Annotated in this window: 23 protein-coding genes; 16 read left to right on the plus strand and 7 right to left on the minus strand. The window is 48.6% G+C overall.

The features are described from left to right. Positions 1-15: 15 nt before the first annotated feature. Complete coding sequence (locus LDH74_RS03455) at positions 16-1,233, minus strand: tyrosine-type recombinase/integrase (RefSeq protein WP_226041245.1); 1,218 nt, start codon at positions 1,231-1,233, stop codon at positions 16-18. Positions 1,234-1,449: 216 nt separating this feature from the next. Here LDH74_RS03455 and LDH74_RS03460 point away from each other — a divergent pair, with 216 nt between their 5' ends. From LDH74_RS03460 to LDH74_RS03535, 16 genes are all read left to right on the plus strand, one after another. Further along, positions 1,450-4,266 carry a DNA polymerase domain-containing protein gene (locus LDH74_RS03460; RefSeq protein WP_226041140.1) on the plus strand — a complete coding sequence of 939 codons (2,817 nt, stop codon included), beginning with the start codon at positions 1,450-1,452 and terminating at the stop codon, positions 4,264-4,266. Between the two features lie 60 nt (positions 4,267-4,326). Continuing rightward, complete coding sequence (locus tag LDH74_RS03465; RefSeq protein WP_226041141.1) at positions 4,327-5,175, plus strand: site-specific DNA-methyltransferase; 849 nt, start codon at positions 4,327-4,329, stop codon at positions 5,173-5,175. Positions 5,176-5,288: 113 nt separating this feature from the next. Next, complete coding sequence (locus tag LDH74_RS03470) at positions 5,289-5,573, plus strand: hypothetical protein (protein ID WP_226041142.1); 285 nt, start codon at positions 5,289-5,291, stop codon at positions 5,571-5,573. 2 nt (positions 5,574-5,575) lie between these two features. Next, positions 5,576-5,809, plus strand: a complete 234-nt coding sequence (locus LDH74_RS03475) for a hypothetical protein (protein WP_226041143.1) — start codon at positions 5,576-5,578, stop codon at positions 5,807-5,809. Next, positions 5,809-6,540 (plus strand): hypothetical protein, encoded by a 732-nt coding sequence (locus LDH74_RS03480; RefSeq protein WP_226041144.1) that lies wholly within the window; start codon positions 5,809-5,811, stop codon positions 6,538-6,540. Before LDH74_RS03475 ends, LDH74_RS03480 begins: the two co-directional genes overlap by 1 nt. A gap of 138 nt (positions 6,541-6,678) precedes the next feature. Beyond that, entirely contained in the window at positions 6,679-6,942 is a 264-nt protein-coding gene (locus LDH74_RS03485) for a hypothetical protein (protein WP_226041145.1), read from the plus strand. A 2-nt stretch (positions 6,943-6,944) separates the two neighbouring features. Next, positions 6,945-7,172, plus strand: a complete 228-nt coding sequence (locus LDH74_RS03490) for a hypothetical protein (RefSeq protein ID WP_226041146.1) — start codon at positions 6,945-6,947, stop codon at positions 7,170-7,172. Beyond that, positions 7,169-7,324, plus strand: coding sequence for a hypothetical protein (locus tag LDH74_RS03495; protein WP_226041147.1), 156 nt, complete (start codon positions 7,169-7,171; stop codon positions 7,322-7,324). Before LDH74_RS03490 ends, LDH74_RS03495 begins: the two co-directional genes overlap by 4 nt. A gap of 77 nt (positions 7,325-7,401) precedes the next feature. Next, positions 7,402-7,653 carry a hypothetical protein gene (locus LDH74_RS03500; RefSeq protein WP_226041148.1) on the plus strand — a complete coding sequence of 84 codons (252 nt, stop codon included), beginning with the start codon at positions 7,402-7,404 and terminating at the stop codon, positions 7,651-7,653. Between the two features lie 96 nt (positions 7,654-7,749). Further along, positions 7,750-7,941, plus strand: coding sequence for a hypothetical protein (locus tag LDH74_RS03505; RefSeq protein ID WP_226041149.1), 192 nt, complete (start codon positions 7,750-7,752; stop codon positions 7,939-7,941). Next, positions 7,925-8,278 (plus strand): hypothetical protein, encoded by a 354-nt coding sequence (locus LDH74_RS03510; RefSeq protein ID WP_226041150.1) that lies wholly within the window; start codon positions 7,925-7,927, stop codon positions 8,276-8,278. Before LDH74_RS03505 ends, LDH74_RS03510 begins: the two co-directional genes overlap by 17 nt. Continuing rightward, positions 8,271-8,489: a hypothetical protein gene (locus LDH74_RS03515; RefSeq protein WP_226041151.1), complete on the plus strand. Its 219-nt coding sequence runs from the start codon at positions 8,271-8,273 to the stop codon at positions 8,487-8,489. The genes LDH74_RS03510 and LDH74_RS03515 overlap by 8 nt, the downstream gene beginning before the upstream one ends. Continuing rightward, entirely contained in the window at positions 8,486-8,635 is a 150-nt protein-coding gene (locus LDH74_RS03520) for a hypothetical protein (RefSeq protein WP_226041152.1), read from the plus strand. The genes LDH74_RS03515 and LDH74_RS03520 overlap by 4 nt, the downstream gene beginning before the upstream one ends. Before the next feature lie 26 nt (positions 8,636-8,661). After that, the gene (locus LDH74_RS03525) at positions 8,662-8,820 is read left to right on the plus strand and encodes a hypothetical protein (protein WP_226041153.1); all 159 of its coding nucleotides are present in this window, start codon (positions 8,662-8,664) and stop codon (positions 8,818-8,820) included. A 2-nt stretch (positions 8,821-8,822) separates the two neighbouring features. After that, on the plus strand, positions 8,823-9,437 hold the full coding sequence (locus LDH74_RS03530) for a hypothetical protein (protein WP_226041154.1): 615 nt from the start codon (positions 8,823-8,825) through the stop codon (positions 9,435-9,437). Continuing rightward, complete coding sequence (locus LDH74_RS03535) at positions 9,434-9,814, plus strand: hypothetical protein (RefSeq protein WP_226041155.1); 381 nt, start codon at positions 9,434-9,436, stop codon at positions 9,812-9,814. The genes LDH74_RS03530 and LDH74_RS03535 overlap by 4 nt, the downstream gene beginning before the upstream one ends. A 268-nt stretch (positions 9,815-10,082) precedes the next feature. Here LDH74_RS03535 and LDH74_RS03540 read toward each other — a convergent pair whose 3' ends face one another. The 6 genes from LDH74_RS03540 to LDH74_RS03565 all read right to left on the minus strand — a co-directional run bounded on the left by LDH74_RS03540 (position 10,083) and on the right by LDH74_RS03565 (position 15,098). Continuing rightward, the gene (locus tag LDH74_RS03540; protein ID WP_226041156.1) at positions 10,083-11,054 is read right to left on the minus strand and encodes a hypothetical protein; all 972 of its coding nucleotides are present in this window, start codon (positions 11,052-11,054) and stop codon (positions 10,083-10,085) included. A 41-nt stretch (positions 11,055-11,095) separates the two neighbouring features. Further along, a complete protein-coding gene (locus tag LDH74_RS03545) occupies positions 11,096-11,341 on the minus strand; it encodes a hypothetical protein (protein ID WP_226041157.1) in 246 nt (81 codons plus the stop codon). A gap of 204 nt (positions 11,342-11,545) precedes the next feature. After that, positions 11,546-12,943, minus strand: a complete 1,398-nt coding sequence (locus LDH74_RS03550) for a hypothetical protein (protein ID WP_226041158.1) — start codon at positions 12,941-12,943, stop codon at positions 11,546-11,548. After that, the gene (locus LDH74_RS03555; RefSeq protein WP_226041159.1) at positions 12,940-13,254 is read right to left on the minus strand and encodes a hypothetical protein; all 315 of its coding nucleotides are present in this window, start codon (positions 13,252-13,254) and stop codon (positions 12,940-12,942) included. Before LDH74_RS03555 ends, LDH74_RS03550 begins: the two co-directional genes overlap by 4 nt. Beyond that, positions 13,254-13,772, minus strand: coding sequence for a hypothetical protein (locus LDH74_RS03560; RefSeq protein ID WP_226041160.1), 519 nt, complete (start codon positions 13,770-13,772; stop codon positions 13,254-13,256). The genes LDH74_RS03555 and LDH74_RS03560 overlap by 1 nt, the downstream gene beginning before the upstream one ends. A 156-nt stretch (positions 13,773-13,928) precedes the next feature. Further along, positions 13,929-15,098, minus strand: coding sequence for a hypothetical protein (locus LDH74_RS03565; protein WP_226041161.1), 1,170 nt, complete (start codon positions 15,096-15,098; stop codon positions 13,929-13,931). Positions 15,099-15,100: the final 2 nt, after the last annotated feature.

Genomic DNA, 15,100 nt, shown 5'->3' on the forward strand with positions numbered 1-15,100 from the left:
ACGGTGTCATAGGAGTTAGTTGCCCATCATCCTCTCTTGAATAAACTCCATTAGTTCGTCTTCGCTGAACTGGTCTAATTTTTCCTCAATATCGTCCTTATCCGCATCGATATCTACTTTTGACCCACAGTCTGGACAGAATTGTTCTGATCCTTCCAGTGGTTTCTGACACGCTGGACAGTTGTCTGGAACAAACGGACTATCGTCCTCTTCTTCGATTAGTCCTACAGCCTGCTCAGCATTTTTCATCATATCCTCGTCAGTGAGATGGGCGTATGTTGTCTCCATGACGGTGGAATCGGGGTCATGACCAATGATATGCTTAATCGTATCATTGTCCATTCCTTTATCTCTCTTCGCCCACGTAACAAACGTGTGTCTGAAGTTATGGGGGTTGGTAGGTTTGTCCACCCCCGCTCTCTCACCAATATTTTGAAGCAATCTGTATATGGATGAATGGTCCATCTTGTCCCCTAAGTCCTGACCATTGTTCTGATCGACATTCTTTTTACAAATAAAGTGAGCTTCTGGGTCGTCAGTACACGGGTGATTATTCTTCCACTTTCTTACAGAGTGCTCCGCCAAGAGCAATGATCTGGCCCCCTCAGCCCCCTTCATGTCACCATCACTTGTATTGAGATAAAACACTCCATCTTCGGGTTTCATGTCCTTAAGTCGGAGGTTGAGAATGGCTGCTATTCGCTGTCCCGTATATCCCAACAATTCGACTAACGCTTTGTCTCGAGGGTGTTGTGCGGCTTTCCGTATCGCATTGAATTCGTCTCGGGTGAGGATATCCCTCTCGTCAACGGAGCTATCATTCGGTTCGAAGAGCATGATCTCTTCAGGATCGACGTTAAAATCATCATGGTATTTGTAGAACTTCCGTATTGTGGACTGGTGGTTCCGCACCGATCCAGATGTGAGACCGCCCTCTTTCACACCATCGACATTCCCACGTCGTATATCATCCATGATCTTGTTTATTTTGTACTCCGATGCATCACTCAAATTAAAGTCAGATAGCTCAGGGATACGTTTTAGTGTATATGCGTACCTTGCTAATGTACCATCAGACATGGAATCACCATTGATTAACGCACTTTCTGGATCGGCAGAATCGAGAAACTCGAGTATGGCTTCACAGTCCTCTGAGGACATGACACCGTCTTGTTCTAACGACTGGATTCTATCTCTGTATTTCTCGTATCTCTCTCGGTTTGACTTTGCCATGTTGAGTGACATTGCGGGGGAAGAATAAATGTATTTGGATCATGCTTACTGCCAGTATCTGTGAAATAGATACAATTATTCTTGAAAGTAAGTGGGGTCGGGTGGACATGGGTGAAGATGATCCGACCCCAGTTCCGTATAGATCATGTTTACAGAAAAGTCTTTCACAATACGAAATACTTATAAGTAGTCGGTACGTACTTGGTAAGTAAGAGGATGTCTGGATTAGGTGATTTTGTCGAGGAGAATACTGAAGAACTCCACTTGATGAATATCGAGCACGAGGATGAGTTTGGTAAGCCAATTATCCACACGCTGACTCGAGACAAAGAAGGTGAACAGAGACACGTTGAAATTGTCGGTCATAAACCCTCTTTTTATATCCCTGAAGACGCCTACTCGAAACGAGTAGCAAACAACGATTGGGTAGACTACGCCGAAGAAGGCCACCAATCGATTAAAGGCCAGTCACTCGTCAAAGTATACTGCAACCTCCCAGGCCAGATCAATGGGAAAAACGACAAGAAGGGGCTTCGAGAATACTTTGATAAAACGTGGGAAGCAGACGTATTTTACGTCAATCGTTTTCTTATCGATACTGGGATCAAAACCCACTTCGAAGTCGATCTCGATGAGACGTGGGAACCACAATCGTGTCAAGGAGACTACCGAGTCAACGTCGATGATGTCACACCCGTCGAGGAACCAACGTGGAAAGCCGACCCACGTACGGTCACGATAGACATCGAGGTGGAGTCGCCAGACGGTTTTCCAGACCCATCTGATGCAGATCATCCAGTCACCGCAATCACCGCTCACGACAGTCACACGGACGCCTATACGGTGTGGGTCCTACGACATCCCGATTGGGACTACAGCGACGTTGAAGTAGAAAACCTCGTTATCGATCATCGGCCAGAAACTATCTCCGTCGAAATCGATGAGGACGACGATGGAGAGCCGATTTACGAAGATCTCACAGTCCCGATTGAGGATGTCAAAGTCTTCAGTGACGAGGGCGACATGCGTCATAACTTCAACAAGTACGTTGAAGCACGACGCCCAGACCTATTGAGCGGATGGAATTCGAGTTGTACGGACAAAGGCAAGCCGTTCGACTTTCCGTACCTCATCAACCGTTGTCAGTCCAAGAACGATCTGTCCTACCGAGATTGGTCTCCGTTTGGGGAGGTGTGGGACAGCCATTGGGGTCCTCGAGCCAAGGGTGTAGAGTTTCATGACCAGATGAAAGCGTATAAGAAAACACGCTGGTCGAAACCCAAGGGCGGATACGGGCTCAAGAACATCTCCTCCGAAGAATTGCCGATAGGTAAGTTGGAAATGGAGGATATTGACGACGCCTGGAAGCGGGATCCAGCCGCGTTCATCGAATACAACATTCGTGACGTTCAGGCCGTCCTCGGAATCGACGTAGCAGCGGGCGTCACCGATCTGTTCCAGAACCTCCGAAAGCTTACTGGGGCGCAGTGGGGTGACTGTCACAACAATATCGACCTTCTCGATCACTACATCCTTCGCTTTGCACACGAGCGTAACGTCGCTCTCCCCACGAACGAGAAACCAGAACGTGGGTGGTTCTACGGCGGCTACGTCTTCGAACCAGAGTTAGGGCGACACCCGAACGCCGTTTACCCCGACGTGTGGTCGGAATATCCGAACGCTTTCCGTACGTGCAACCTCTCCCCAGAGACGATTATTGGCACCGCAGAGGATCTCGAGGCGTCTGAGTACACCGAAGAAGACTGTCGGTGGTCGTATATCGACACCCGTCCAGACAACGTGAAGAACCCACCAGATATGGACGGGGCTGCGGAACCAGAGTACGAGAAATGTTACTACCTCAAGCCTGAAATTAAGGAGGGGTTCATGAACAAGGTCGTGGACCACGTTATGGGTCTGAAGGACGACTACGATGGAACCGACCTCTACGGTCCTGTCAAACAGGTCGTCAACTCCGTGTGGGGCGTCTACGGCGACAGCGATTCCTACGGGAAAGGATACCGCCTGTTCGATTGGCGTGTCGCTGAGTCGATTACGCTCTACGGTCGAAAGGTCATTCAACACTCCGCAGAGAAGTACGTCAACTCGCTCAACGAACTGAAGGACAAGTACGACTACGACGGTCGGAACGCCTATCAGGTCGGTGGAGACACGGACAGTGTCATGACAAGCATTCCGTTCATGAACGCTTCCAATCGGGATGAGCAGCAACAGATCGTTGATCTCGCTATCGAGGCGTGTGACATGGTCAACGATAGTTACGATGAGTTTGCCGCTGAAGAATTCAACAGTGATGGGACGTATATCGAACTGGAGATTGAGTCTTACTCTCCTTGGTTGTTCGTTCCAGAAGGCGTCACGAAGGAAAAAGCGAAGAAGCGATATGCAGAGATCACCGCCTGGGACGAAGGTGAGTGGCTCGACCCACCAGAATTGAGCTTCACTGGAATCGACGTGGTTCGGTCTGATCGGGCTGTCGTTACTCGGGAGATGGTCAGTGATGTTATCGAGACCATCCTCCGTATCGATGATGGTGAAGAGGCCCGTCGTGAAGCGTATGACGCGATACAAAACACAGTCGAGCAGATCAAAGACGGTGAGAAACCGCTGTCGTATATCGCCCGTCCGAAGGGGATGGGGCAGGACCCAAGCGAGTACGGTAGCGCCTCTAAACGCCCCTCGAGCACCTACAGAGGTGCTAAGTACGCCAACGAGAATTTCGATTGGGAGCAGATGGGTGAGGGTTCGAAGCCACAGTTCCTTGCGATAGACAAGGTCCGTGGCGATTGGCCGAAGACCTACAGCGCCGAGACCGCAGAAGACGGCGATGTCGTTGATGCGCTGTCCGTAGAGCATCCTGAGAGGGTGCCAGACGAGTTCATCGTTGACTACGATACGATGATCGAGAAGACGCTTCGAGATCCTTTGCGGCCGATCATGGGACCGCTGAATTGGTCATTTGACGAAGCGTTGAGTGACAGCGAACAGTCGGACATCACATCGTTCATGTAGTTGCATAGTTGTTACCAAGTAGTAACCTTTTTATGACCACAGTCCCTCTATTGATGTGTAATGGTCGGAACCATCATTCATGGGGACGCGCTCTCCATTGCCAACGGTGATGAATTAGACGATAACAGCGTCGATGCGATTATCACATCTCCACCGTACTGGAAGATGCGGAAGTACCCCGACGCCCGTATGGAGTGGCCTGACGGATGGTATGGTGAATTGGGTCAAGAGCCGTTTCCGCAGAACTATGTTTCCCACCTCACTGAGATTTTCAGTTCCTATCAAGATGCGCTGAAGGACAGCGGGTCCATGTGGGTGAACATTGACGACAAATACTCTGGAAGTGGCAACGGTGCGTGGAAAGACCCATCTGAGGATGTTAAAGAATCGTTTGTCCCAGAGGAGAACTACTGGAACAACGATGTGTCTATTCCACGAAAATCCCGTTGTCTCGTGCCAGAACGATTTGTAATAGAGATGGTTGACGACTACGATTTCATTCTACGAAACGATAAGGTGTGGCACAAGTCCAACCCTGTCCCACACCCAGTTCGAGATCGACTGAACACGTCGTGGGAACACTTCTACTTCTTCACCGTCGATCAGGATTACTACTTTGATCTCGACAGCATTAAGGTGGAGGCAAAGACTGGTGGGAAGAAGAACCCAGGTGATGTGGTGAAGACACCGACATCGAGCAGCACCGATGGTCACAATGCAACGTTCTCAGAGGAACTTGTAAAACCGATCATCGAATCATGTGTCCCCGAAGGTGGAACTGTTCTGGACCCCTTCTCTGGATCTGGTACCGTGGGTAAAGTTGCAGACGAATTGGATAGAAATTATATCGGTGTTGAAATTGGTGAGGAATACGCCCAGACATCTGAGGCAGAAGTGGCTGCCGCGTAGTTACCAAGTAGTAACCTTTTTGTAGCCAGACGCCCTACTACTGGGTATGCAAAGTCCAACTTGGCCTGTATTACCAGTTAACTTCCCGAACGCATTCCACGGAGGGAAGTACTATGCGTACTGACGAGGAGATCGAGGGCGGTATCTCGATCATCGAGAACCGCATCGAACGTGATGCGGAATCTGAGCACGCTGTGAAACCACTCGTCTTGTCCATCTGGCAGGCAAAGCGGGCTGGACTACTCCTCATCCGAGATAGTGAGAACGGTGAGTATTGGCAAGTCCGTGACGAACTGGAATACGACCTTCTAAAAGACATCAACCTCCTCGAGTACACCCAACTCCAGGCAATGAAGAATGCGATGGACTGGGCTGAAGGAGATACTGATTCACTGTAACAATGACATTCGAAGTAACTCAGAAGACAAGGGCGAACCTCTACGGTGAACGATGTACAGAGCAGTACGAGTTTCACTTCAATGAAATTACTGGAACTCTCTACAAGATAAGTGTAAAGATATACGAGAATGGAGACTTGGTGTTTGAACGCGACAACATTGGTCTGGATCATGTTCCAGATGAGATCAGCGAAAGGGTGGCAGAACGCCTACTCAACGCAGCAGAGGAATTGTAATGGAACGAAGAGAACGATTGGACCCCGAAGATCTGCAACGTGAAGAGTGGAACAGTCTCGTCAATAACTACGATAAGCACGATATCGGTGAAGCATACCTCACTGGGCGGCTCCACCAGATTGGTCTCGAGGTAGAAAACTGGGGCATCGACCAGCGCCACGACGATGGAGACGGGCTCATATTCGACAATAAGATGGACCTACGGCTGTGGGAACCGCAAGGGGATTACGGAGCGCCAACGTTCTGGCCCTCTGATGCGTCCATTGCAAAGTCGTCTGAAGAAGGCGTGGCGGCGGATGGTGGTCTAATCAGTGAACACGTCGAGGGAGAACGAGAGTACGATCTCAAGGGCGTGTGCGACATCAAGACAAAAGCTAACCCCGACTGGCTTGGGAAGTTCAACCTCCGTCACCTCACCCACTACTCCTACTGGGCTGAGGCGTACGACGTTCCTGTGTTCCTGTACTTTACACTCGTAGATTTGGAAAGCGAGGAGGTGGGTGAGCGGAACATCATCATGGAAGTTCCACACGACTGGTACTGGGGAGAACTGGCTCGCCACTACGACAGTGATGATGATCTCCGACTCACGTACGGCGAGTGTAAAGACGCAGCACGTGACTGCCCGCTTGTTGATCGAACGTTTCGAGCACCAGACGGCAATCTCGTCGTGAGTACTAACGAGGATCTATACGACAACCTCGATTACATCACAGAAAAGGTGTTATGAGTGACCAAATTTTTATTGCTTTAATTTACTTCACCCCAGTCGTATTATTTGTGTGGGCGGCACTCAATCTGTTGTAGTCACGTAGTTACCATTTCGATACCTTTTTATTGCTTGATACCCTACTATAGAGTGTAAACAATGTTCTTTGACCAAGACGATATCCGTGTGACTCGGATCAAAGCAGAAGCGTCAAACGGTGTTGGTGTGCGATTCGTTCCACAAAACGATGGTGTAGAACTATACGGATATTCGTGGCCCTCGGCGTGGTCTCATACCGACACCGCCGACGACGAGTTTGGAATGGGGCAGACGATCGATGATGAAGACCTTCAACAGCGAAAACAAGCAGCCTACGACGAAGTGAAAGATGACGTTCACAACGCTGTCGAGGAGGCACGATAATAATGGGACTACTGGTTACGTCGTACGATATCAACTCCGAAGACATCATTGAAGCGCTTCACACCCTTGCAAATGATATCGAAGATGGTGAAGCACTCATTGATTCTGCCGCAGATTCCGTAATTGTAGAATCAGATGATGTGGTGAAGATTGGATTTGAACTTGAAACAAAAATCACTCAAGACGCTGAAACAACTCGGCTCATCGATCTCGAGGAGATTCAAGAATGAACGACCACAACAAAAATATCGCTGACATCCTTCGAGATACGGCTGACGATATCGAGAACAACGAGGAAAATGTGACGTACTTCAACATCCGTGATGGTACGACGCCAAATGGTGAAACAGAACAGGCTGTTGAAGTTCGATACAAGGAATGAGTTACACCTCAGACGAGTTAAAAGAACGTATTGGTGAGAGCCCCACAGCGACGTTCGAATGTAAACGAGTGTTCGACATGGAATACGTCGAAACGGAGCCCGAGAACGTGTTCTACGGTGAGGTTCACCGTGAACAGGTCATGCCACTCGTCATATTCGAATTCAACAAACACAATGCGTTCCTCCCACCGTGGGACAAGATGGTGTCGTTCACGCTTGAGGGAGATGAAACAGCAACGTTCGGCAATCCAGAACTGCGGGAGACGAAGGTGACTGGAGAATTTAAGACCGTTCACATCTTCTCCCCAGTGGTCAAATTCAACGTATGAATCGAATACAAAAGATCGTGTTCGGAGTGATGGTTGTACTGACCTTCATCATGCTAACAAATGGGTGATGAGATATACCGATCTGAACGAGCGGAAATGAGCCAGGAGAGTAGTACAGGACCGAAGTGGTTATCATCGTTCTTCGGTCCAGACGGTGGTGTTGAGGAGTTTGTAAAAGCGCTCTTCTACATCACAATTGGTGCAGCACTAATGGCAATGGTATTGCACGAACCAACATCGACAAACGAGATCGCAGAGAGTGTTAGTTGTTATGAAAGCAACTGTTAAACTATACCACGATAGACAAGACGATTACAGCGACGTAGAGCCCGATCAGACGAAGGAGATCGAAGTAACTGAAGAGTGTCTCAGCGACCGCCCTATGTTCGCTGATGAAGAGTGGATTGAGGCAGACGACGTATACAACCACAAGTACTACGCAATCGACTGTGAGTGCGATGAAGCGGTCACGCTCTACGTCCACACCAACGACAGTGTTCACGACCCAGACGATTGGGGTCGAGCAGCGGAGGGGGGTCTAATCTACGATCCTGAAGACGATTACCCGCCCTTTGGGTGTGAGATGTGGGGGCGAACGTGTTTCTGGGTGAAGAGTAATGCATAGGGGAGAATACAAGAAACTGGGTCCGTCTGAATACGCCAATACAGTAGACGGGGAACTTAAAGCGTCAAAACCGAATGGAAGTACCCACCTCGACCTCGGCGGGGACACAGAAGTACGAGTGAAGGAAAATGACGGATACACCCTAATAGAATTTAAGGCCGACGACGGAACCCGAGGAGAGTTGACAATTCCAATTGAGGCATTCGAATGAGCGATAGGGCAGCAGAGTTGTTTAAACAAGCGAAGAACGGTTCAAAAACAGCAGAAGAGGCGTGGGAGGAACTAAAAGAAATGAGAGAAGAAGTTGACTGGGATGTGGATGCGATTCGGGCAGATAGTGAGGTGAGTGAAGAATGATTATTGACTTAACACTTGGAGCGGTAATGACTGGAGTCGGTGGTTACAGTGCTGTAGAATTCGCAAAGGCTTGGTTCGAAGACCGAGAAAAGTACGAATATGAAGACAAATACTACACAGCAATGATGTTGGTGGGGATCCTCATCCTGTCTGACGGTCTTAGACATCTCACCCAACTACTCTGATAATGGCGAATAAAGGACGCACATTCGAACTGGATACAGTTCACGATATCGTCGTTGATACCGATCAGCGGTTCGTCCATGCAGCCGTTCCAGACCACTCTGGCAACGCTCGAGACACGTACTATGATCTCGAGGTAATATGGCCCCAAGATTATCACGGTCATTGTCACGGTGCTTTCATCGAACTGAAAAAACGTAGCGGTGACGAAGGAAAGCGTGTCAGCGTTATGAGCGGTGGGAATGACGATGAAACTGGGAAAGAGGAACTTGAACGACTGATTGAGGGGACACCCAACTGGGGAGACGCATACGTCTGTATCAAATTCGACCACCGTGAGATCATCGTCCTTCACGCTGAATATCTACTCAAGCGTCTTGAGGGCGACGTGGGCGGCTTTGACGACGCATGGTCTACTATCACCAAGGCGGAGGAGAAAACGCATGGCGCTCGTCTCACGCCCTCTGACAGTATCTCTATGGTGAAGCCGTGTCTATCCTACTGGGAGTCAAGTACCGCTGGCCTGGACGACCATCGAAAGATCTTATACGAGACTGGGGTTCCAGACCACTGCATCCAACCATTCGAACTGGATTCGGCGGAGGCTGCAACAGCATGAACGAGATAGAAACACGAGTGGTGATGGATCTCCAAATTGCCGCTATGGTGGGGTGTTTTGCAGTCGAAACCCCAAGGGTCCACCTCGAACAAGACGATATCGACGGTCTGTGTGTCGGTCTAAATACCCCATATGAAGGGGTGGACACACTCAAGATAGAATTTGACTTCGTTGAAAATAGCTACACATCCATCTATAAAGAATTTGAGCGATGTGGTATAGAAGAAGAAACTGTAGTTCTATACGGATATAAGTATCTCTGGTACTGTAGAGACATATACTACGATATTGATCTGGGTAGTTTTGCAGAAGGAGAAAAGTTGGCTGGAACGGTCAACTACGAATTCACAGACGTTACGTTTGCAGAAAAGCGTTAGATCGCTAACTCTCCTTCATCCGAAAACCAGGGCGATAAAAATCCGCCGACCATAGTGATTCTGTCTTTTCCGAACCAACCGCTAATGTCATCATCGTTTCGACGGTAGTCCCACCACTCTTCCCACGGGTTTTGGCTTTCAGTACGTGATACTGTGGTATATCCGTTGATGAGACCACAGTCAGAACACCGCTTATCATCCCCATCTAAGATAAGCTCTCCTTCACACTCGCTACACTCGAACGGTTCGTGAATTGGCTTCTCTGTCATTATTCTGAATACTCGAAGTCGTCTGCAAGGTCCATGAAGTCGCTGAGTAGGTCGTCAAACGACTTCCTCCACCAGTTGGACGTATGTATCTCGGTCGGTTCATCATGGCAGTGAACGGCCCACTGTCCGCTATCAGGATGAATGCGCCACACCTCTAATCGGTCAACGTCAAGACCGAGTAGTTTCTCCACCGAATTCCCGTAGGCAGAGCCTTGGATTTTGTGTTTTGCATAACAGCCAGAGGAGGTCTTCAGGTCAGCGACCACAACATCCCCCGTCTCAGGACACTCGTACACCAGATCGACCTGTCCAGCGTATCCGTCCTCGATGTTGAACAGGAATTCCTCGACGGCAAGTACATGCTCGTCCTCAATTCCAAGCTTCGTGACGATCTCGTCAAAGACATCCTCGAAGTGTTCTCGATCTCGCTTACACTGTGCTGTGAGGGCGTCCGAATAATGGTCGTGGGTTCCGTACGCCCCATACTCATCATAAAACTCACCCCACGTCTCGACAGCGTGTTGTGATTTGAGGACCGAGTAAAGAACGTCTCGAGGAGAACTGTCGTGAATCTCCTCGTGGTCAGACCCGTCGATAACAAACTCACCGAGTTGACTATCTTCTACGAAGATGTCAGAATCGTCATTGATCTTATCGATGTTATTGAGAACCCAGAATGAGTCTGCTTCGTCTTCAGACCACTCGAGATTCACATCGAGTTTCTTTAGGGCATACCAGTGGCACAATGTACCCCGATTGCGCTTGTACCAAAAGAGATGCTCGTGGTGGGCGTTGTCACCCTCACCATCGTTACGATCCTGCCAAGCATATAGATTGGACTTATCGTCGTCTCGAGTCTTCAAGACAGTAGTAACAGACGGTAGTTTGACACCATTATCAGGATCTGTATATTGACGGACATCAATTCCGTCTGGCCCAACTCCGTCCAGAACTTTCCTACTTACACTCATCTTATAATATACTTACGTACTGCGTACACTTTAATGTTCTGTTATACATCATCTGAGATAGACTCCGCTGTCTCGTTAATTGTCTCCTCGACATCGTCACCAAAATAGTACCACAACACGCCAGAAACGACGGCGAGTGACAGCATCTTCTGTGCTTCGATCGGAAAACCGATTTTTGGCGGTAGCACTGACGAGGCATACGCCATTTCTTCAACCGCCTTGCTGCTAAACAATAAGGTCAACCACGGCTCTCCGATAAACTTCTTTGTTAAGGTCTTTATTCCCATGTAAAATTGGAACCATTAGACCCCAAACCACACCGCACTCCCCCCTATACGTTAATAAGAACTGTACTTACTTAACTGTTACGTACTACTTGCGTGTTACTTCGATTGGTGGCCCACCCCCGTCACGATAACTACCAAATTCCAAATATACTTTCTTTCAGGTGTGATTGGCGTGTCGAACGGCGGCAACAGGGCGTCAGAACATTACGAATAACTCGCCTCGACAGCGACACTGCCCCCGTCGAAGAACGACCCATATCGCATATCGAGTCTGACGGGGGAAGATGCGTTAGCCTGAAGCAGTAGATCCGTCCCCCCGTTACCGTAGGCTGCCCCACTAATCTGGAGGTCTGAGCCGTTGAGTTGGGTTCCGTCGCCGCCGTTGTTCATCGTATGAAGTGTGATGTCGAGGTTGCTGACTCTTTGTGTGGTCAAAAACCCGTCTGCTCCGCAGTCGTGAACATACACGGACCCCCTGATATTTTCAAACGACTCAATCGAAATCCCACTCTGGTTCGGAGCTGTGATATCGAGGTCGAGAGTCAGACCACTTGACAGCCCAGATCCGCGTAGTTGCACCGCAGCCTTTCCCGTGGACTGGTGGCTGACGGCCCCTTCGATCTTCAGCCCGTTGCACATGTCGGTGTGAGCACTATTGATGTCGATGGTGCGGACATCGTTTGTGGATTCGGTCTGCTCGATGTCAATCCCCAGCAGTTTGAGGTCCTGCACTGTGTTGTTATTCGTATCGTTGACGAAGATCGCGTTGCCACCGCAATCCCCCTTGATCCCGTCTACGGTGATGCCGTCTCCGTTTTCGATGTACCGACTGCTGAAGCGCCCATTCCCTCCGCCACCACTGATGTCAACGAGTTTACTTACATTTCGTCCAATGACATTATGAATCTCCGTTTTCCGTGCGTCGATGTCCAAGACTTCGTTGCACTCCATCCCGATTACAGTGTCAACCTTACAGTACTCGTTGGCAGCGTTGAGGTCAAGCGCCTCGCCGTCAGATGCGTCTTTCTTGATGTTTTTGAACGTCGTTCCACGGCACCCTTCCGCTCCGATAGTTGCCTGTGAAACACCTGCATAGGTACTTAGCCAGTTCTTCACTGTACCAGAGTCACAATCGGTCAAGAATCCGACGCCACCAAGGATCTCACCGCCTTGGCCATCGAGTGTAGATCCGTGTGACGAACCCCAGTAAAATGCCTTCGGAGTGGTGTGGCTCGTTGGATTTCCGTCTAACTCTCCACGGCAGATGAGATCAACCCTATCGTAGCCATTGTTATAGAGGAGGAGATCGTGCTCGTCTCCCTGTACGTCCATGAGCGTCGTCGGTGTAGCGTCGTCGGCCAACTCAACGGTTGCCCCGTCCTCGATGACGATTGTGAGGTTTTCCGTTCCCACGGAGACAGTCCCACTAAGCGAGTATGTGCCTTGCTTGAACCAGACCACTCCAGGGGTGGAGAGTTCGCTGTTGATATCGGACAGCGAATCATCGGGAGAGACGAACCGAGCGATGTTCGATAGCTCACCTGTACTTACCGAATCGAATTGCTCATGATCCCCCAATCCAGTTGAGTTTAGACCACTCACAGAAGGTCACCCATAACTGTAAAGTCCCCCACACCCGAGCCAGTATTTACAATTCTAACACGCGAATTCTTATACTCATTAACAGGTATGGAATTATTGCTTGATATTCCAGAAGATAGTGAATCGAGTTTCACCGATATTTCGAATTCACCATCCTCGTCAACATCACGTTCCCAAAACACATCAACCGATTCGCTTAAAATCAGCGTGTCGATAATGAACACATCTTCTTCATCATCGTGTCTGGTTGGGATGAAACTACTACCACTTTCTACGTCAACTTTTGAACTTATAAAACTAAATTCTGACATTATTTAACTGTTTTTACTTCTACATTATCTATCGGATGTAGCGCCTCGGTCGCTTTCTCGACACCCTTCTCGGGGCTGAAGTCTTTCTCATTGAGGTGAGCCCACCAATCAGCACGCCAGTCATGCTCGTAATGGGCGTAGATTCCCATACCCCCATTATCATTGAACAGCGTAACGTGTAGTTGCATCCCCTCAGCGACGATCTGAGGCGCTTCATTGTGGTAGAGGACCCACGACCCTTCCGATTTTCGACCGTCCTCAAGAGTCTTGTAGCACGCTATAGGATTGCGTACGAAACCGAGATCAACCAATTCCACCTCGAGTGGTTCTTCACTAATCTCGGTTGTCATAACGTACTGATTTTCACCAACAGTTCCGATACCATATCCACCGATCTTTTTCAGATATGGGTGTAGCTTAGGATAAAGCCAACGACGTGTCGATTCAATCCAGTCGTCGTCAGCGTTAAGCAGATTCATAATCTTGAAGATGCTCGCCTGCTTTTTGGCAGTATTCACATATTTTGTCTGGTCTATCGAGGTTTTTTGTATATTGTATGCTATTTAGATATTTGATAGGCGGCATTTCACCCGCTTCCGTTTCGTTATTTTCGGTAATCAGTCGAATCAATGCATTTAATCGTTTATACGTAAGTTGATCTCTTGTTGGCATTATTATATTCCGTGTTTGTGTGGGTATCCCACGATGTGAAATGATTCAGATTGCATTGCAGCACGGTCTCCACTAACATTGGTTGTCTCAATAGTTGTACCAGTAAGATTGTCTGATGGGTCTATAATACCAGTAAGTGTTACTGATTCATTTTCTTGTAGAGTTCCCGTTAGTACAATATCTGTCCTACTTTCAAAGGACATTGTATATCGGTAATTGGCATCATAATTGGAATCTGTATTGACTACTGTAACGTCATATTCATCAATTATTTCATTTAGTGATTCAGATTTGTTGGCCCACCCCGATTGTGTTGCGGTTACTTGTGTTTCTGATGGGATTGATTGAATATATCTTGAATCAGATTCATTTTCAGTATAATACCTCCCATCATGGTTATGACTTGCTGGAGCGAAGTTAGAATCTGCTTGTGTCGTAGAATACGTCTCACTCGTAGAATACGCATCTAACTGACCAACAGTAACGTTGTGAGGGTTGCCTTCATCGGCTGCGTGGGTATTAAATTCCGATTGGATACCATTATTTACCCACGTTTCAGTGGCGAAGTTACGCCATGCACCTCCGACACGACCTTTAAATTTGTCAGATAGGAGGTCGTACCAGAGATCCCCATCGGACTGATTACTGGGATTATTCTCAGATGCGAATGTGTGGACACGATCTCGACCCACATTCCGAACCGCTGAAACACTGTCGTTAGTTGCAACATCCACTTCAGCAATCTTCATTCGATCGGTAGCAACAGACGTAGCTCCGTCAGTTTTCCCGACACTCCCATTGGTGTTAACCCACACCGAATCCGTTCGAGTGGAGGTACCACCATTAGAAGACAGTGTGACGGTCGTGGAGCCGATCGATCCAGTTTTTTGCCCATCAACATAGGCTCCCTCAGAAGACGCACTCACGTCGATCTCGAGCGTTCCAGTGCCTTCTGAAGAGACAAGCCCGCTGTCGAGGATTACATCACCTTCGATATCCCTAATCCGATCTCGAATAGCGGTGTTTGTCGAGTCGAAATGGGTCTTGATGTTATACCATAGCGCATCAAGGTGTTTTTCATTCACCTGATCTCCCTTTTCATAATACGTCCCAGACGTGGGGAGTTCGCCCGTTTCACCCCAACTTGGGAATTCGTTTTCTAAATCACTCATAC

It is taken from the genome of Natrinema sp. DC36 (genome assembly GCF_020405225.1).
Classification (GTDB): Archaea; Halobacteriota; Halobacteria; order Halobacteriales; family Natrialbaceae; genus Natrinema.